This is a genomic window from Desulforamulus ruminis DSM 2154, assembly GCF_000215085.1.
Classification (GTDB): Bacteria; Bacillota; Desulfotomaculia; order Desulfotomaculales; family Desulfotomaculaceae; genus Desulfotomaculum; species Desulfotomaculum ruminis.
Window position 1 is genome coordinate 2,974,516 of the sequence record NC_015589.1, and the last position, 19,098, is coordinate 2,993,613.

17 protein-coding genes are annotated in these 19,098 nt (G+C 49.7%); 5 read left to right on the forward strand and 12 right to left on the reverse strand.

Translation table 11 applies throughout. From position 1 onward, the window contains the following. Positions 1-12: 12 nt before the first annotated feature. Positions 13-843, forward strand: coding sequence for a pyrroline-5-carboxylate reductase (gene proC / locus DESRU_RS14750; protein WP_013842880.1), 831 nt, complete (start codon positions 13-15; stop codon positions 841-843). 135 nt (positions 844-978) lie between these two features. On the opposite strand, the gene DESRU_RS19975 is transcribed toward proC, so the two are convergent. Together DESRU_RS19975 and DESRU_RS14760 are read right to left on the reverse strand one after the other, a co-directional pair. Further along, positions 979-1,407, reverse strand: a complete 429-nt coding sequence (locus tag DESRU_RS19975) for a universal stress protein (RefSeq protein WP_013842881.1) — start codon at positions 1,405-1,407, stop codon at positions 979-981. Between the two features lie 140 nt (positions 1,408-1,547). After that, positions 1,548-1,970: a universal stress protein gene (locus DESRU_RS14760; protein WP_013842882.1), complete on the reverse strand. Its 423-nt coding sequence runs from the start codon at positions 1,968-1,970 to the stop codon at positions 1,548-1,550. Between the two features lie 329 nt (positions 1,971-2,299). Between DESRU_RS14760 and DESRU_RS14765 the strand changes: the two genes are divergently transcribed. From DESRU_RS14765 to DESRU_RS14780, 4 genes are all read left to right on the forward strand, one after another. Further along, positions 2,300-2,659, forward strand: coding sequence for a BlaI/MecI/CopY family transcriptional regulator (locus DESRU_RS14765; protein ID WP_013842883.1), 360 nt, complete (start codon positions 2,300-2,302; stop codon positions 2,657-2,659). Further along, the gene (locus DESRU_RS19980) at positions 2,659-4,134 is read left to right on the forward strand and encodes a M56 family metallopeptidase (RefSeq protein WP_013842884.1); all 1,476 of its coding nucleotides are present in this window, start codon (positions 2,659-2,661) and stop codon (positions 4,132-4,134) included. Before DESRU_RS14765 ends, DESRU_RS19980 begins: the two co-directional genes overlap by 1 nt. A 144-nt stretch (positions 4,135-4,278) precedes the next feature. Further along, positions 4,279-4,752: a MarR family transcriptional regulator gene (locus tag DESRU_RS14775; RefSeq protein WP_013842885.1), complete on the forward strand. Its 474-nt coding sequence runs from the start codon at positions 4,279-4,281 to the stop codon at positions 4,750-4,752. 154 nt (positions 4,753-4,906) lie between these two features. Continuing rightward, complete coding sequence (locus DESRU_RS14780; protein ID WP_013842886.1) at positions 4,907-6,142, forward strand: MFS transporter; 1,236 nt, start codon at positions 4,907-4,909, stop codon at positions 6,140-6,142. Positions 6,143-6,377: 235 nt separating this feature from the next. On the opposite strand, the gene DESRU_RS14785 is transcribed toward DESRU_RS14780, so the two are convergent. The 10 genes from DESRU_RS14785 to spoIVA all read right to left on the reverse strand — a co-directional run bounded on the left by DESRU_RS14785 (position 6,378) and on the right by spoIVA (position 18,811). Beyond that, positions 6,378-7,961, reverse strand: coding sequence for an ABC transporter permease (locus DESRU_RS14785; RefSeq protein WP_013842887.1), 1,584 nt, complete (start codon positions 7,959-7,961; stop codon positions 6,378-6,380). 2 nt (positions 7,962-7,963) lie between these two features. Next, the gene (locus tag DESRU_RS14790; protein WP_013842888.1) at positions 7,964-8,698 is read right to left on the reverse strand and encodes an ABC transporter ATP-binding protein; all 735 of its coding nucleotides are present in this window, start codon (positions 8,696-8,698) and stop codon (positions 7,964-7,966) included. A 12-nt stretch (positions 8,699-8,710) separates the two neighbouring features. Next, positions 8,711-9,337, reverse strand: coding sequence for a TetR/AcrR family transcriptional regulator (locus tag DESRU_RS14795; protein WP_013842889.1), 627 nt, complete (start codon positions 9,335-9,337; stop codon positions 8,711-8,713). Positions 9,338-9,447: 110 nt separating this feature from the next. Beyond that, complete coding sequence (locus DESRU_RS14800) at positions 9,448-11,961, reverse strand: phosphoenolpyruvate synthase (RefSeq protein ID WP_013842890.1); 2,514 nt, start codon at positions 11,959-11,961, stop codon at positions 9,448-9,450. Next, a complete protein-coding gene (locus DESRU_RS14805; protein WP_238446444.1) occupies positions 11,958-12,563 on the reverse strand; it encodes a TetR/AcrR family transcriptional regulator in 606 nt (201 codons plus the stop codon). Before DESRU_RS14805 ends, DESRU_RS14800 begins: the two co-directional genes overlap by 4 nt. Before the next feature lie 325 nt (positions 12,564-12,888). Next, positions 12,889-14,103 carry an aspartate kinase gene (locus DESRU_RS14810; protein WP_013842892.1) on the reverse strand — a complete coding sequence of 405 codons (1,215 nt, stop codon included), beginning with the start codon at positions 14,101-14,103 and terminating at the stop codon, positions 12,889-12,891. A 56-nt stretch (positions 14,104-14,159) separates the two neighbouring features. Continuing rightward, positions 14,160-15,062 carry a homoserine kinase gene (gene thrB, locus DESRU_RS14815; RefSeq protein WP_013842893.1) on the reverse strand — a complete coding sequence of 301 codons (903 nt, stop codon included), beginning with the start codon at positions 15,060-15,062 and terminating at the stop codon, positions 14,160-14,162. A 9-nt stretch (positions 15,063-15,071) separates the two neighbouring features. After that, the gene (locus DESRU_RS14820) at positions 15,072-16,364 is read right to left on the reverse strand and encodes a homoserine dehydrogenase (RefSeq protein WP_013842894.1); all 1,293 of its coding nucleotides are present in this window, start codon (positions 16,362-16,364) and stop codon (positions 15,072-15,074) included. A gap of 29 nt (positions 16,365-16,393) precedes the next feature. Next, positions 16,394-16,840 (reverse strand): ACT domain-containing protein, encoded by a 447-nt coding sequence (locus DESRU_RS14825; RefSeq protein ID WP_013842895.1) that lies wholly within the window; start codon positions 16,838-16,840, stop codon positions 16,394-16,396. A 492-nt stretch (positions 16,841-17,332) separates the two neighbouring features. Then, positions 17,333-18,811 carry a stage IV sporulation protein A gene (gene spoIVA, locus DESRU_RS14835; protein WP_013842896.1) on the reverse strand — a complete coding sequence of 493 codons (1,479 nt, stop codon included), beginning with the start codon at positions 18,809-18,811 and terminating at the stop codon, positions 17,333-17,335. Positions 18,812-19,098 lie beyond the last annotated feature (287 nt).

Consider the following 19,098-nt stretch of genomic DNA (forward strand, 5'->3'; position numbering starts at 1 on the left):
GGAGGCAATATTATGCTGGCAGGAAAAAGTTTCTTTTTTATCGGAGCAGGAAATATTTGTGAGTCCATGGTTCGGGGCTTGCTGTCTACGGGAATTGTCCGTCCGGGGGAAATATGGGTATCCAATCGAAATAATGAAGCACGGTTAAACTACCTGCGCAGTTATTACGGAATTGTTCCGGTAACCGATAAGTGTCAGGCTGCCAGCCAATCCGATGTCATTATTTTTGCCATGAAGCCCCAGGATGTTTTTACGGCACTGGAGGAAGTCAGAGGGTGCATCTCCAACAACCAACTGGTCATTTCTGTGCTGGCCGGCATTTCAACCCCCATCATTGAAGAGGGTTTAAATGCTGAAGTGGCCGTGGTCCGGGCCATGCCCAACACTTCCTGTGCAGTGCTGGAGTCCGCCACCGGCCTTAGCGCCGGAAAATATACCTCTCCGGAACAACTGGCCCTGGCCGGGGAAATTTTCCGCATGGTGGGAGAAGTGGTGGTTTTCGACGAACCCCTGCTGGATGCCGTAACGGGCTTATCCGGCAGCGGGCCGGCCTACATCTACTATCTGGTGGAGGCCATGGAAAAGGCCGGGGAAGCCGCCGGAATACCCAGAGAAACGGCCCGCCCCCTGGTATTAAAAACACTTTTGGGCGCCGCCAAAATGCTGATGGAAACCGGTGAAAAACCGGAAGTTCTTAGACGGCAGGTAACCTCCCCCAACGGCACCACCATGGCGGGCATTCAGCAACTGGACCAGGGACATTTTCAAGATACCATTTTAAAGGCCGTTCTCCGGGCCACCAGCCGTTCCCAGGAGCTGGGCCAGGCCATGCAGAATTACTAAGTTTTAATAGAATGCGGATTGTACGGATTTCCGCGGATTTTTTATCTTGTTTAATATCATCCGTTAAATCCGTGTTCTATTAGTTTCTTTATAATTAAATTGCTTTTACCGTACCCGGTGTTTAGACCAATGCTACTAACGGCTTAATAGAGTGACGGGGACTTTTACATTGGCCAGAACTTTGGAACTGATGCTGCCCAGTAAAAATCCTCGTAAGGCCGAAAGTCCCCGGCGACCCATGACAATATGATCAATCCCTTGGTTCTTAACCGTGTTAATAATGATTTCTGCCGCGTCTCCGGCTTCTAAAATGGTGTTTACCGGAATGCCGGCGTTGCTGAACCGCTCTTCGGCCTTTTCCAGGTGGGATCTTAAGAATTCCCTGCAGGATTCCATAATGGCAATGGGGTTGGTCATAAAGTCTCTGGAAAAGTAAACAAAATCCGTACAGGCCACGGAAATAATGGTTACTTCAACGGAACTGTCTCTCTTGGCCATTTTATAAGCAAAATCCAGAGCATTTTGAGAAGCATCCGAACCATCGTAAGGAACTAGGATTTTCATTTCGTATCCCCCCTTCAATTTTGCTCATTATAGAACATTTGCCAAAATTTTTTCTACCCTTTTGTGAAAAAAATCATAATTAATATTGCTTCTTTTGACAACAAAGCTCCCTACTTGGTAGGGAGCCGATGCAAAGAAGACTATTTGGTTAATGTTACCGGCACATCCACATTGGCCAGAACCTTGGAACTGACGCTGCCCAGCACCAAACCGGTTAAAGCGGACAGTCCTCTCCTGCCCATAATCACTTTGTCATAGCCTTCGTTTTTTACCATGTCGATAATCACTTCGGCTACATCACCGGTTTGTAAAACGGATTTTACTTCAACCCCTTCGGCAGCAAACATGCCCTTGGCTTTCTCCAAACTACCTTTAAAATAGTCCTGGCAGGCTTGTAAAACTTCCATGGGATTGGCTACAAAGTCCCGGGCAAAAGGAGCATCGTTGCAAGCCACTGTTAACAAGGTAACTTCTCCCGTTTTGTGGTTTTTGGCGAAATTCAATGCGTAATTCACTGCGCTTTGAGCTGCATTTGATCCATCGTAAGGAACTAAAATTTTCATGTTTTTACTCCTTTACCGTTAAATTTTATAGTCTTATTATAAAAGATTCTTGTCCACCAGGCCACAATTTGCAAAAATATTTAGTAAATAATTTATTTTTTTGTCATCTCTTTTGTCATCTGTTACTGTTTGAATTATGCTGGAGGCGTATATTGTAAAAATTCTGCGTAATCAAGGGACAGGTGCTTTGGGCAGGCGGGATATTGCACATAATCAAAAGTATAAGAAATATTTTTCAAAAACTACTGGAATAAGTATTGATCTGCAGGTCTATTTCTTATAGACTTAAAGCGGGAAGTCTATAAAGAATAGACCCGGGAGGAATTGACTTGAAAGATAAACTTGCGCAAAGCGAAAGGAGATTTGCCGAATTAATCTGGCGGCTTGAACCAATCGGTTCCGGTGAACTGGTGAAACTATGCTCAAGAGAAATGGGCTGGAAAAAGTCCACCACCTATACTGTTTTAAAAAATCTATGTGAAAAGGGTATTTTTCAAAACCAAAATGCGGTTGTTACATCTTTGCTAAAAAAGGATGAATTTTACGCCAGGCAAAGCAGACGGTTTGTAGAGGATGCTTTTGGCGGGTCACTGCCTAAATTTCTGGCAGCTTTTATTGGTGGCAGAAAACTAAGCGACACTCAGGCTGCTGAATTGAAAAAGCTCATTGATGAACACAAGGAGAGCTGATGATGGAAAAATTTTTTCTTGCCATTTTGAATATGAGCCTGACCGCAAGTTATGTCATCCTTTTTATTATGCTCATACGGTTACCGCTGAAAAAAGCACCCAAGGTCATTTCTTATGCGCTGTGGAGCGTTGCCGCCTTTCGGCTGCTTTGCCCCTTTTCCTTTGAAAGCGCGTTTAGCCTACTTCCCAAAAATACTCCGTCCATTTCAACCGATGTTCTTTATCAACCACCTCTTCAAATCAACCGTGACATAACAGGCATTGATCCCATTATAAACGGAGCACTGCCCGTACCCACTGCGGAAGCCGTTGTAAATCCCTTGCAGCTTTACACACAAATCGGCGCGTATATCTGGATTGCGGGTATTATGGTCATGCTTGTTTACAGCATCCTATCTGTTTTCATCCTAAATAAGCGGCTTAAAAACGCAACGTTGTCCGAGCCGGGCATTTATGAAGCCGACAATCTGAAAACCCCCTTTGTACTTGGTGTTTTCAAACCAAGCATCTATATCCCCGCCGGACTGACGGCGGAGGAAAAAAGCTATATCATCCGGCATGAACAGGCGCATATCAGTCGGTTTGACCATATTGTAAAGCCCTTTGCCTTTTTGGTATTAAGCATTCATTGGTTTAATCCGCTGGTATGGGTCGCTTTTTTGTTGATGAGTACGGATATGGAGCTTTCCTGTGATGAGAAGGTTATCCGGGAAATGGGCTATGATATTAAGAAGGCTTATTCCGCTTCGCTGCTGTCCCTTGCTTCGGGTCGGCGTATCCTCAACGGAAACCCCCTGGCCTTCGGCGAGGGAGATGTGAAAGGCAGAATAAAAAACATTCTCCATTACCATAAGCCTGTCTTTTGGGTGATGGCTGTGACAGTAATTGCCGTAATTGCTGTGGGAATCGGCCTTCTTTCGAATCCCAGACAGCCGGTTCCATCCGATGAAACCCGGCAGACTACGCTCGAACCCACTTCTCCGGAATGGTCACCGGAGCAAACAGTAGGCGCCGATATGGCAAAGCTCGACTACGCTTCCGACGATATGGTGATTTTTCACGGCTATTTCGGATTGTTTGTGTACGACCTTAATTCGCTCCAGATCATCCGCAGTTTGGACTTGAAACCTCTGAATTGTCATCAAACGCAAGGAGACAACTACTGCGAGGTTTCGGTCAGCACGGACGGAAACACGGTGCAGTTACACCCCATGAGCAGCGAAAATATGTATGTATACACGGTTTCAAGCCATACCTTGCAGGAAACAACCTATCGGCCGATGGAGGATGAGTTCGACGGCCGCTTTGTCCCCATAGAAGATGCGATTGGTTCTGAAAAAACTGGAAACTACAGTTATAACGCGGTCCGGTTTGATACGGGCGACTATGGGTTCCTTCGTACTATTGACTGGACGCTTGGCGCGTTATCTTATGTCCGTGGAGATAGGAAGTATTCCCTGTTCAATTCAGAATAAAACGAAATCATCCAGTGATTTTTACTTGGTTCAAGCTATGAGCGGTTTTCCTCTGCATAAAAATAAAGCCCCGTAAAGGGGCCAAAATAGAACAAAAATTTTAATATAATATTGTTAACGCAGCAACGGGTGGGAGGACAGGCCATGAACAAAGAAGAACAGGTCATCATGGGGTTCAGGGACTTATTAAACAAACTGGTTTGGCTTAACAAGCCTAAGATGGAAGACAGCCTTAAGGGTTATAAGTCTTCTGAAGTACATTGTATTGAATACATTGGAAGAAATGTAGATTCCAACGTGGCAAAACTTGCGGAGTCCTTTTATATGACTACCGGTGCCATCAGTAAAATAACTAAGAAGCTTATAAAAAAAGGCGTTATCGAAAGCTACCAGAAGCCGGATAACAAGAAAGAAATCTATTTTCGCTTGACTCCGCAAGGGAAAGTAATTTATAAAATCCATGAGGAACTGCACAAAGAATTTCAAGAGCGGGATAAAGCCGTATTTGAGCAGGTAACTGAGGAACAATTTGACAGTATGCTTAGCTTCGTGGAAAAGTATAGCAGGCATTTGGATGCAGAAATAAAGAAACTGGGTGGAGATACTAAGTCGGAATAAATTTGAATATGAAAATGAAACCAAGGCAGCCCAACTCTATTGAGAACCGGCTGCATTTTTATTGATATTTTTTTGCTGACAAGGAAGCAAAATCATGATACGATAGTTTTGCTTCCAAGGAAGCAAAACTATCACTTTTGAGGGGAGAATTTAAGTGTTCATATTTAGATCACACAATGAACAGAACACAGAACAAACCGTAGATAAAAAGGCTTTAATATTCGGTCTTATGTCTGTGTTTCTTTGCGGAATAGGTTTTACTATCATAACACCTGTCGTCCCATTCTTAGTGCAGCCTTATACAAGCAATCCGGGAGAACAAGCTATCGTTGTTACGCTGCTGACCTCTGTTTATGCCATCTGCGTATTTTTTGCGGCTCCCGTACTTGGAGCATTGAGCGACAGATATGGGCGTCGTCCATTGCTCTTAGTATGCCTTTTGGGTTCCGCAATCGGGTACTTAGTTTTTGGCCTAGGAGGAGCTCTATGGGTACTATTTGCCGGGCGCATAATAGAAGGCATAACAGGCGGGAGCATAAGCACGATCTTTGCATATTTTGCAGATATTATTCCTCCGGAACAGAGAACCAAATACTTTGGATGGTTGAGTGCGGTTGTAGGTGTAGGCACCGTCATTGGCCCAACTTTAGGCGGATTACTGACCAAGTTTGGTTATTCTGTACCCATGTATTTTGGAGCAATCATCACTTTATTGAATGTTGTTTATGGAATCTTATATATGCCTGAGAGTCTTGACAAGAATAACCGGCTGAAAAAGATTACCTTTGTAAGATTGAATCCATTTATACAGCTCGCAAACTTACTTTCCATGAAAAACTTAAAAAGGCTACTTGTCTCAGCGTTCTTACTTTGGATACCCAACGGATCTTTACAGGCAGTTTTTTCACAATTTACAATGGATACTTTCAGTTGGAAGCCTGCCCTCATCGGGCTTGTGCTTTCAATTATGGGCTTCCAAGACATCATTTCACAAGGTTTCATAATGCCAAAGCTTTTGTTAAAACTTAGTGATGCACAGATAGCAATTCTTGGAATGGTTTCGGAGATTATAGGCTACAGTCTTATTGCAGCATCGGCTTTGTTCTCATTCTATCCTCTTTTTATCGCTGGAGTGTTTATATTTGGTTTTGGTGATTCGATCTTTGGGCCTTCATTCAATGGGATGCTTTCTAAGTCTGTCGATTCCAGTGAACAAGGAAGGATTCAAGGAGGCAGCCAATCTATTCAGGCTTTGGCAAGAATGATTGGTCCTATCATTGGAGGTCAAATCTATGTATCACTGGGTCATGCCGCACCCGCTTTTATGGGTATGATCCTTATAGCAGCGGCAATACCCGTTTTGTATAAGGGTGCGCATGTAAATATGTAAACTACCTACTTTATTTAGGCAAATATCCACCTTCATTTTCGATTGAGGGGGTCCGCGCAAAAGAAAACAGACATCCACTCACCAGTATGTGGGTGAATGTTTAATTGCAGAGCAGCTTACTCGTGGTGCGCAGGTCGTCGGTTCAACTGCGACCGGTAGCTTCCAGGCAGGGATGACAATTTTCAATGCAGAAAATTGTCATCCCTGTTTTGCGGTTTCTATTCCGTAGTCTGTATTAATGCATGGCTGCATCTCTGCGCCCAAACAAGGCGATGCCCAAAGCAGCCAACAGCACTGATATGGCGCATAACAGCACAAGCGCCGATGGCGGCTGCGCGACTTTGAGCGGCGTCACCCAGGAGAAGGGAGAGAGGGCATACACGGCATCGCTCACCGACTGCTGTTCCCAGAGGATTTCCAGTAGCACAAATAGCACCAGTAATCCATAGCTGAGCCCGGACATCCAGCGGGGCAGTGCGCCAAACAGCAGCATCGAAATCCCGCCGAAAGCCCAGATCGCCGGTATCTTCCCTGCCATCTCGAAAAACAAACGGGAAACAGCACTTTGATCCCCAGTACCGATCATCGCGCCCAGTCCCACACAAAGGCCGGAAACCAGAGCGAGAGCTGCGGATCCGCCGAAGATATACGCCAGATGCCCGGTGGCAAAACGGCTTCGCCGGACAGGCAGGGACAGCAACAGTTCTCCCTTGGCCGTCTCCTCCCGGCGCAGGATACCCGCCGACATCAGCACATAGACTGAAATAAGCATTGAAAAAATATACAACATCAGTGACATGAAGGCACGGTCCACGCCGCCAAGGCGCGCGATCAGCTCAGCCAGCGCCTCGGCCGAACTGACTGCGTTTACCATCAGGTAGCTGGCACAGCCCAGAGCGAAGGAGAACACTGCGTAAAAAATCAGCCAGGAGAGGAACAGTCCCTTTTGGGTACGCCATGCCAAAGCGGACAACGTGCAGAATCCGGGCTTGGCGAAGGCGCGTCCCTCCCGCTGGGGGATGAGCCCCGCTCCCACGTCCCGCCTGTGGGTCATCCACAAAGAAAGCGCCGCCAGAAGGATCGTTATGGCCAGGGAAATCAGAAGGACGCTAAACCTCTCCCCCGCAAAGGGCCGGATCAGAAGCGGCCATTCCAAAGGGTTGAAATACGCCGCGAGGCTGTTTCCCCCGCTCACGTTCCAGAGGATATGCAGGGCAAATAGCAGCCCCAAAAATCCGAAAGAGGTTCCCCGCGCCGCCGAAGCGCCCACGAAGAACTGAGCGACCAATCCCGCCATTAGGCCCAAAACACAGGCGGCGGCAAAAAATCCGAGGCAGTGGGCCAGCGATCCTGTGAAACCAAGCCCCAGAGCCGTCATCCCAAGCAGGGCAAAGACAGCCGCCGCTGCGTTGATCAGCAGCATGTTCAGCAGCGCTGCCGCCAAGGTCGCAAGACTGCCGGTCACATTGGCGCCAAGCAGTTCGCGCCTGCCCTGCTCCTCGGCCAGCCGGGTGTGCCGCACCACGTAAATCATGCTGAAAATCCCGCTTACCAGAACCAGAAAAACCTTGGTGCGCCAAGTGACAAATCCGGCCACCGAAACGTCCAGCAGTGGGCCGTGTATAGCCACGGTGAGCGGGTCGATCAGCGTGACGCCCATCTTGACGAGGGCCTCCTGGGTGGGGAAGAGCACCAATGAAGATAGGGTGTTGATGGCGACCCACAGCCCCGGCAGCAGCAGCCAAACCAGCGTGAAAACCCGATTCTGCCGCATAGACAGTGTCATGATGGCAGTCGTACCATGAAAGTAACGTTTCATGCTCAGGTCCCCCTTTCGTCATCCTTCCGGTAGTAATTCATGAACAGGGTTTCCAGGGTAGGGGGGTCCTGTTGGCTGATAAGAGCCCTCAGATCCTCCATACTGCCTTGCTCAATGATCCTGCCCGCCCGGATAACGCCGATGGTGTCGCAAACCGCCTCCACCTCCGAGAGAATGTGGCTGGACAGAAACACCGTCTTACCGGCATCCTTTGCCTCGCGGACGCACTGCTGGAAGACCGTTTCCATCAGCGGGTCCAGGCCGGTGGTGGGTTCGTCGAGGATGTGCAGCTCCACATCCGACACAAAGGCGGAGATCAGCAGCACTTTCTGCCGGTTGCCTTTGGAGTAGGTTTTGCATTTCTTTGTCGGATCCAGATCAAAGCGTTCAATCAGCTCGGCCCGGCGCTTTTTTGTATAGCTTCCCCGCAGCCGGCCCAGAAAGTCAATCACCTCGCCGCCGGTCATGTTGTCCCAGAGCTGTACGTCGCTGGGGACATAGGCGAGCCGCTTATGCAGTTCCACCGCGTCCCGCCAGGGGTCGCCCTCCAGCAGGCGCACATCGCCCTCATCCTTTTTCAGGAGCCCCAGCAGCATACGGATGGTGGTGGATTTCCCCGCGCCGTTGGGTCCGATGAAACCATATATTCCCCCTCCGGGTACGGACAGTTCCAAACCGTCCAGCGCCACGGTCTTGCCGAAGCGTTTTTTAAGGCCGCGAATTTCTATGGCAGACATAGAATCCCTCCTCTACTGTGTATAGAAGCATTTGCGCAGGACATCGAGATAATCGTCAAAGTCCGCGTTAAGCACCTCTATATCGATCTCTTCCAGTAATTGGTCTTGAACCAGCTCCATCGTGCGATAGCCGTAGTTTTCCAGTGCCCAGACGATCAGATCCCGGATCTTGTCTATAGGCACATCCTGTCGGAAGAGGGATTCATCCAAATTCCCCAGTAAATGATTGTAGCCCGCCTCCGTGATTTGAGAAAGCTTTTTTGCAAGCTCCCCGGCGATCTCGGCAGATTTTTCCTGTGTCAGCCTCTTAACAAATTCAAACAGCGGAGGATAGCGCAGGTAGACGGATGCCTTGAGCCGCGCCGCCCTGCCGTACCGGGTAAGCAGATCGCCTTCGCAATGACCGATTTGTTTATAAAACTCCCGGTTGACCACCTCGTACACATAATCGCAGAGAAAGAAAAACAGCTCCCTTTTGCTGGTAAAATAGTGGAACAGCGCCCCCTTGGAAATGCCGGCCGCCCGGACAATCTCATTGGTGGAGGCGAGATCGTATCCCTTGGCAGCAAATTCCGCCAGCGCTGCGTTGATGATGGCATCCCGCTTTTCCGCTTTGAGACCGACAAAGTTTTCATGCATGAGCATCACGTCCTAATCAAAATTGACCATATTGGTCGGTAATTGCATTGTAGCATAAACCGACCAGCATGGTCAATATCCAAACGGAACTATCTGGTTGCATTTATTAATCAAAGAATTTCCACATAGCCCTCGTCGCCGTTTACCCGAATGCGCTCACCGTCCCGGATACGTCTGGTCGCGCCGACAACGCCAACCACGGCAGGCAGACCGTATTCCCGGGTGATGACCGCGCCGTGGGTCATCATGCCGCCCACCTCGGTGACCAGCCCCGCGATGGAGACGAACACCGGCGTCCAACTGGGATCGGTGAAGGAGGTCACCAGAATATCGCCTTTTTCCATGACCGCGTCCTCAATGGACCGGATCACACGGGCCCGGCCTTCCACCACGCCGGAAGACACCCCCAAACCGGGCAGCGCCCCGGTGGGGATATTCTTTTGGTAAGCCATCTCCGGCACCTCGCCGTCCGAAAAAATGACCCGCGGCGGGGTGAGATTGGCAAAGTGGGTATAGTCTTTTTTGCGGCGGTCGATGTCCGTGTAATCCACCTGGCCTGTTTGGACTGCCTCCTGCAGCTCTTCCAGGTACAGGTAGAAGATGTCGCCGGGCTCCTGCAAGATACCTCGCTCCGCCAGGCGCTTTGCCTCTCGCATAATCGCTCGTTTGTAGACATCGTAACGGCAGATCCAGAAGTACTTGGGATACTCCCGTGTGCCCACATAATTGCGGAAAAAGGAGATATAGCGGCGCAGCTTTTTGGCTTGGCGGGAACCCAGTTTTTGTTCCGCCAGGGCTGCCAGTTCTTCCGTGAGTCTTGCCATCTCCAGTCGACCCTGTTCAAAGGACGACTTGCCGTGTCCCTTGGGTAAGGTGTGGATGTTGGTGAGAATGGCGCCCACCAGTTCGGCGGGATTTTCCCGGAAGCGGGTCTTAGCGATGTCGATCTCGCCGGTGGCCCGCATGCCGTAGTGCCGCAGGAAATTCTCAAAAGCGTCCGCCACCGCGCCGCCGCCCTCCACTTGGCGCAAATCATCCATGCGAAAGGCTTCGCCGGCTGCTTCGAGATACCTCACCACCGGCGGATACTCCCGGGCCAGATCCGCGACTTCGCTGAGGACAAGCCCCATCTCGGAGGTGGGGTTGTGCTCCACCGATTTGGACAGGCGGTTGCTGATGTTCTCCTCACCTGTGAGTGTTTTGCCCATGGCATCGATTTTTTGGATGATAAACTGGGTGGCCAGCACCATCCCAAAGCCGGAGGCATCGTAAATGATTGCGGAAAGCTGCTTTTGATCCTCCAGAATGGCCTCGATGGCCGCTATTCCCGAAAGAGGCTCCAGCCGCTCCTCCAGCCGGGCAATGACGCGCTCCATCCGGTCGATATAGAGGTCGATGTCGGCGGGGTTGTTGCGCCGGTAGAGTCGGATGGCTTCCCGGATGATAGGCAGCCAGCCGCTGAAGGTGGAGAAGCTGCCGGGGCCTTTGGGGATACCGCGGATATAGTCTTTACGCGCCAGCACTTGTTCTATGGCTTGGTGAGTCAGCGGGTCGGTGGCGGCAAGCTTGGTGCGGATCATCTTTTTGCCGTAGGCGGTCTTCAGGTCGTGGGTGATATCAATAAATAGCCGCCCGCCCACCTCCACCATCCGGAAAAGGGCGATCAGTTTCATGAAGGACATGCCCAGCGGCAGCATCACGTCGGTCATCATCTGCATGTGTCCAGCCGATACAAAGACGCGCTTAAGGCTGTCCCTGCTTTCCGGAACGGGATACAGCGTGGTGATCGCCCGGGACTGCACGATGGAAAATCGTCCGTCCACACAACACCACTCGATGTCCTGGGGCGCGCCGAAGGCAGCCTCGATCTCCTTGCCGATGGCGGCAAGTTCTCGCAATTGACTGTCTGTGAGGGGCGGGGCGGCCTTGATGTCCGTTTTGGTTTTCCCGTTGCGCAGCCGCCAGGTGAAGGGCGTTTTGCGTCCGGACACCAGTTCCTCGCCCAGTCCCACCACTGCCTCGATGACACAGGTGAGCCGGTCGGAGGTCATGGGGTCGGCGGTAAACAGCACGCCGGAAACCTGGGAGGGGACCATCTCCTGCACCACCACGGCGATGGCCACATCCTCGTGGCGGAAGCCGTTTTTCATGCGGTACGCAACCGCCCGGTCGTTGTACAGCGAGGCGAAACAATCCATCACAGCGCGGGGGACGTCGGCGGCCCGTACGTTCAGGTAGCTGTCCTGCTGCCCCGCAAAGGAGGCGTCGGGCAGGTCCTCCGCCGTGGCCGAAGAACGCACGGCAAAGAGGATGTCCGGGGAATAGGACGCCAGAGCCGCCTCAAGCTCCCGCAAAAATTCCTCCGGGATGAGGATATTCCGGATCGCCTGCCGGATTTCGGCGCCCGCCCGGGCAAGCTCCGCCGGGGAGGAGGCCTGCAGGGCTTCCCTGCGGGACGCAACCACACTGGTGCAAAGCTCCCGGAAGGCGTCGGTGGTGACGACAAAGCCGCCGGGCACATGGATATCATCCATGGCTGCAAGCCTGACCAGATTCGCAGCCTTGCCGCCGGTCAGGGAGATATCCCCGGCAGCACTGTCGGTCAGATTCAACAGCCTCTTCATTGATACCCCTCCTTGTAAAATGCTTTGCGCATCAGATTAAGGTATTCATCCATTTCCGCAAAGACATCCTCCAGCACGAAGTCGTCCTTGTGCTCGGACAGAAGCCCATTGGTGGTCCACGAAATAATTTTGATCACTTTCTCCAGATCGATGCCCTCCCGCAATTTGGATGCGTCAAGTCCCGGCAGAAAGGTTTCCTTCCACGGCGGAAAGCTCTCCACTTTGACTCTGGAAATTTCCTCTCGCAAGGATTCGTCCGTTTCCCTGCGGACCGAGAGGAGAAAGTCCAACACATAAGGGTACTCGCTCACCACAGCCAGTTTAATCTGCTCTGATTCGCGGATGCGCTCAAACAGGTCTTCCCGCTCGAAGGACTTCACTACGCGGTCATACACAAGGCCGTAGGCAAATTCATAGAGATAGAGGTACAACTTTTTCTTGCTACCAAAATAGTGGAAAATCAGGCCCTTGGAGATATCCGCCGCCGCGACGATTTCGTCCATGGTTGCCTTTTTGTAGCCGTTTTTGGCGAAGTGCTCCATGGCTGCGCGGATGATCCGCTGCTTTTTATCCTCGGGAATATGAAACTCCTGCATCATCATCACCTATTTTGACTGTTTTGGTCAATTTTTATTCTAATTCTATTGACTAAATTAGTCAATAGAAAAATGTAATGCCCTCGTACTCATCAAAGATATCATCTAAATATCGTTTTACTGCTTTTAATTTCTCTTCAACTGTAAATTTAGCCAGAAGAAAAGTACCCCATCGTTCGTTGTGTCTAACAATTAGGGTGCCGTTCATAGCAAGTGGTTTTAAGAACATAGAATAATAGGGTTTCAGAACTTGTCCCTAAGTTCTGAAACCCTATTATTCTATGTTCTGAAGCCCCGTAAAGGGGCTTCATTTTTACGCAGGTTTTTCAGTTTATTGCCATTCCGTTACAAATTTTTTATGCAGGGCCTTAACGGCTTTCTCGGTATCCGCTCTCTTTATAACACAGGAAACCTTGATCTCGGAGGTGGTGATCATTTCCAGATTAATTCCCTCATCCGCCAGCGCTTCAAACATATCCGCAGCCACGCCGGGATGAGAGATCATACCCGCACCCACAATGGATACCTTGGCCACGTCTTCGTCGTGGGTGTAACCTTTAAAGCCTACCTCGTCCTGGATGGCCTCAATAATCTGCAGGGCTTTGCGCAGGTCGTCAATGGTAGTAGTAAAGCCGATGTCGTTCATATTGTTGCGCATGGCGCTCTGGATGATCATATCTACGTTGATGCTCTGCTTAGACAAGGCTTTAAAAATGGTCTTGGCTACTCCCGGCTTATCCGGTACATCAAACAAACCAATCTTCGCCACATTATAATCGTGGGCCACGCCACTGACCACCGGTGCATTTTCCATATCGGGTGCCTCCTCAACAATAGTTCCTTCCATGTGATTAAAGCTTGTGCGAACATGCAGCGGTATCCCATACTGCTTGGCTAATTCCACCGAACGGGGATGCAGCACCTGGGCTCCCAGGCTGGCCAGTTCCAGCATTTCATCATAAGAAATATGGGAAAGTTTGCGGGCTTCCGGAACAACCCGGGGATCGGTGGTATAGACTCCGTCCACGTCGGTGAAAATCTCACAGACATCCGCCCGGAGAGCTGCCGCCAGGGCCACCGCCGTTGTATCGGAACCTCCCCGGCCCAGGGTGGTAATATCTCCATCGGGATTAACCCCCTGAAAGCCTGCCACTACTACCACCCGTCCCTGGTTCAGTTCTTCCCGAACCCTGCCGGTCTCGATGCGTAATATTTTGGCTTTGGTATGTACATCATCGGTATAGATACCAACCTGACCGCCGGTCAGGGAAACCACATCGGATCCCAAATCCCGGATGGCCATGGCTAGAAGAGCAATGGATATTTGTTCTCCGGTGGAAAGGAGCATGTCCATTTCCCGCTCAGGAGGATTGTTGGTAACCTGCTTCATTAAACTAATTAAATCGTCGGTGGTATCTCCCATGGCAGAAACCGCAACAACCACTTGGTTTCCCTTCTGGTGCTCCTCCACAACCCGCCGGGCTACTCTCTTGATCCGCTCCGGGTCGCCCACCGAGCTTCCACCAAACTTTTTTACTACCAGCATTCTGTTAACCTGCCTCTCTGGTTTAGTCCTATGCTTTTCTACAAAAAATTATTAAATCATATTATTTCAGCCCCGGCAACCGTGGGTTCCAGCACTTTTACCAGGCATTTTACACCAGCCGCGGCAAAGGAATTCTCCATGACCTGAGCCACCTGGGGATTGGGACCGTCCGTTAAGGCGATGACCGCCGGCCCGGCCCCGCTAAGGGTTACATTCAGAGCCCCGGCCCGACGGGCATTGCTGATGACCTCCGTCATTCCCGGAACCAATTGGGAGCGGTAGGGCTGGTGCAGCAGATCCTCCCCGGCCACTTGCAAAAGATCCAGCCTTTTTCCACACAGCGCTCCCACCAGCAGCGCAGAGCGGCTCAGATTAAAAACCGCGTCCTGTAAAGACACCGTTTTAGGCAATACTTCTCTGGCCGCACGGGTAGACAACTTAAAATCCGGTACAGCCACAACGGTCGACAATCCATCCGGCGGGGTTATTTTTAACCAGTGTACCTTCCCCTCCTGGACCACCGAGATAATAATTCCTCCCAGCAGGGCCGGGGCAACATTGTCCGGATGCCCCTCCAGTTCGGTGGCCAGGGCCAGCAACTTCTCCGGAGTAAAAGGATCCCCGGCCAAACGGTTGGCCGCCACCAGCCCTCCGACAATGGCCGAGGCGCTGCTGCCCAGCCCCCGGGCTGCGGGAATATGGTTGGTTAATTTGATGACTAAACCGGGGCAGGGCCGGCCCGCTTCCTGAAATAGTCTTTCCACTGCCTTGAAGACAATATTTCCCTCGTCTTTTCGGATATCACCGGCCCCCTCGCCTTGAATCTCAATGGCCAGGCCTCCATCCGTCGGCGAGATTTCAACTTGGTTATAAAGTTTGAGAGCCATACCCAAACAATCAAAACCCGGGCCCATATTCGCCGTGGTGGCGGGTACGGTCACTTTTACGCTGTTATTCATGGGGTTTTTTTATTCTTCTCCTTCTACCCGGATCATATTGGCGATTTCCAGCACCGATGAAAGTTGTTTTATATCCATCAAGGCGTCCTGTACATTTTGCTCCTGAACCCGGTGCGTAATCAATACCAGTTCCGCCGTATTGTCGGTGGCCTTCTGCAGAACCGACTTCAGGCTCACTTCTTTATTGCCGAATACCAGGGCAATGGAAGCTAAAACCCCTGGTTTATCCGCCACTTTCAAGCGAATATAATATTTGCTGAAGGTTTCTCCGATATCCAGCACCGGTTTCTTCTCAAAACAAGTGCAGCCGATAATTCCGGGTACATTCCGCACAATATCCCTGGCAGCGTCCATGATATCCGCCACCACCGCGCTGGCGGTTGGCAGTTCGCCGGCGCCCTTCCCGTAAAACATGGTGTCGCCAACGGCATTGCCACGGACGAAAACGGCATTAAATACATCCCCCACTGCGGCCAAGGGATGATCCTTGGGAATAAAGGTGGGGTGCACCCGGACCTCAACACCCTCCGACCGGGCTTTGGCAATGCCCAGCAGTTTAATCATATAGCCCAGCTCACTGGCATAGGCAATGTCGTCTACGGTAATTTTGGTGATTCCCTCGGTGTAAACCTGACTGAGGGGAATCCTGGTGTTAAAGGCAATGGAGGCCAGAATCGCAATCTTTCTGGCTGCGTCAAATCCTCCCACATCCGCCGTGGGATCCGACTCCGCGTACCCCTTGGCCTGGGCTTCGGATAGAACCTCTGCAAAGGGACTGCCTTCCTGAGTCATTTTGGTCAGCATGTAGTTAGTTGTTCCGTTAATAATGCCGAAAACCTCTTCAATCTGGTTGCCCGCCAGACTTTGTTTCAACGTACGGATGATGGGAATACCCCCGGCCACACTGGCCTCAAAAAGCAGGTCACATTGATTGCGCTGAGCTGCCGCGAACAACTGCTCACCATACTCAGCCACCATATCCTTGTTGGCGGTAACGACACTTTTACCCTGATTCAGGGCGGCCAAAACATAGTCCAGGGTAGGGTTAACCCCCCCCAATACTTCCACCACAATTTTTATTTCCGGGTCTTCAATAATGTCGGCCAGGCTGGTGGTCAGCATCGCTTCCGGCAATTCAACGCCGCGCTTTTTATCCAAACTTCGCACCAGCACCTTTTTGACTTCCAAACGAATGCCGGCCCTTTGCTGAATGCTTTCCTTATTTTCCTCCAGGATTTTATAAACGCCGCAGCCGACGGTTCCCAGGCCCAAAAGACCGATCTTAATCACTTTTTCTTCCATCTTTTACGTGCTCCTTTCGCCAATCCAGTCTAGTTCTGTCCAAGCAGACGCACGTCCTGGACACCGCTGACTCCCCGGATAATTTTTAATAACTCCTCCAAATCCTGGTCCATCTCAGCAGTCTCAATGGACAGCGTGGCATTGGCCAACCCCTGGAGGGGCAGATTCTGATTAATGGTCAAAATACTTCCTTTTACCGAAGCAATAATATTTAAAACCGTGGAAAGAACTCCCGACCTGTGCTCCAATAAAACAGCCAAAGTAACAATTTTACCCCGGCTCCACTGGTGAAAGGGAAAAACCTTATCTTTGTACTTATAAAAGGCGCTGCGGCTCAAATCAACCTTTTCCACCGCCTCATTCACCGTATTGGCCGCTCCCTTAAGCAAGAGTTCCTTGGCCATAACGGTTTTAATAATCGCCTCGGGCAGTATACCCTCTTCTACCAGATAATATTTGGCATCTTTTTTATTCACCACGGATCTCCTTGTGTCCTTTTTGGGTGTATATTTATCCTCACACAGTAGACATTATAGCATTCTCAAAGTAAGCCTACAATCCCCAATACCAATAAATTTGCTTATCTTTTTAAAATTAATTCTACCGAACCTATTTTTTCTCCTGCTGTCTTTTTCTATGATCATTAAATTGGGTCTTTTCGCTTCCCCATGCAAGTACTTTATTAAAACAATGCTTTTTTCAAGAACAAAATAACTCGTATGTAGAAACGGGCTAAATCGAAAAATTGTATTGAACATTCTTGCTATTGCCTCTATTAATTCTAAACTTGTAATGGAATTGTTTTATTTGATATAATATTCACAAGTTTATATTGTTTTTCATCATTTCCCCTTTGCATTGAGTGTGGTGCCCTTACTTCCCTCGCCAGAGGGTATTTTTTTGCCCTGAAATAAAATACCCCACAGAATTGGCCTGTAACCAAATCTGTGGGGTATTTTATGGCTTTATTAAATAATGATACAAATTAGACCTCCACTGCCTTCGTTGACAATTCTCTGTAAGGTCTCCTGCAATTTAACCTGTGCGTTTTCCGGCATCCGGTGGAGTTTGTTTTGAATTCCTTCCCGCACCAAATCATGAAGGGTTTTGCCAAATATTTCGGATTCCCAGATTTTTTGAGGATTCTCATCAAACCCGGCCAACATATATTGAACCAGCTCTTCACATTGTTTCTCGGTTCCAATGATCGGTGTAATCTCGGTGGTGATATCCGCCCGTATGACATGCAGGGAGGGGGCGCTGGCCTTTAGTTTAACTCCAAAACGGTTGCCCTGGCGAATTAATTCAGGCTCCTCCAGATTCATTTCATCCAGCCTGGGAGTCACCACGCCGTAGCCGGTTTCGCGGACTTCCAGCAAAGCATTGGACACCTTGTCATATTCGCGCTTAGCCACCGACAATTCTTTCATGATCCTGAAGATGTTGTGATCTCCTTCAACAGGCAGGCCGGTTTCCTCGGATAATACCCGGTAGAACAGATCCGGCTGGGCCACCATGTCGATAGAGGCGGAACCGGTTCCCATATCCATATGCTTCAGGTTAACCTGATGGACAAAGTCATACCCGTCCAAACTGGTAACAGCGTTTTCAATGTCCCTTAGACGCCGGACATAGCGCACGGTGTCTTTAACCGCATCTTCAAAACTTTGGCGCAGCCAGTGCTTGCTTTCCAATTCCTCGATCCAAAGGGGCAAACTAATGTTGACTTCGTTCACGGGGAATTCATAGAGAACCTGCTCCAGGATTTTTAAGATATCCTGCTGATTTAATTCGGCACAGTCCACGGGCAGCACCGGAACATCGTATTTTTCTTCCATTTCCGCCGCCATCTGTAAGGTTTCGGAAGCCTGGGGCTTGGTGGAGTTTAGTAAGATCACAAAGGGCTTATTGATGTCTTTTAATTCTTCCACCACCCGTTCTTCAGCATCAATATAATTTTCCCTGGGTATATCGGTAATGGTACCATCAGTGGTAACAACCACCCCAATGGTGGAGTGTTCGGAGATGACTTTGCGGGTACCAATTTCAGCCGCCTCTTGAAAAGGAATGGGTTCTTCAAACCAAGGCGTGGTCACCATGCGGGGACCTTCTTCTTCTTCATAGCCCAAAGCACCTACCACCCTGTAGCCAACACAGTCAACCAACCGCATTCTGACCTTCAAACCGGAGTTTACGGCGATGTCAACCGCCTCGTTGGGTACGAATTTGGGCTCGGTGGTCATAATGGTTCTTCCGGCCCCGCTCTGGGGAAGTTCATCCTTGGCCCGCTCTTTATCATATACATTTTTGATGTTAGGAATAACGGTCAATTCCATAAATCTTTTTATAAACGTGGATTTACCGGTCCGGACACCGCCGACCACACCGAGGTAGATATCTCCCCCGGTCCGCTCCGCTATATCGCGGAAGATATCTAATTTTTCCATAAATGTTTTATCCCTCCTCCAAATATCATACGAATTATCAGGGAAAATTATATTGAAATACTACATCCCTCCCCCGCGATCATGGACCGTTGAAGACCGGAAACCAAACACTTTAGGCGGAAGGCAAACCTCCTACCTGAATTTTTTCCCAGTGGCATACATTAACATTATATATATATGAGCCTCTGTCCAATTTATGACGATAATTTCCGCCTATCCTAAAATTTTCCTAACATATCTTGCACTTTCTATTGTTTAAAACATATTTGATATTTGTCCCTTTATGA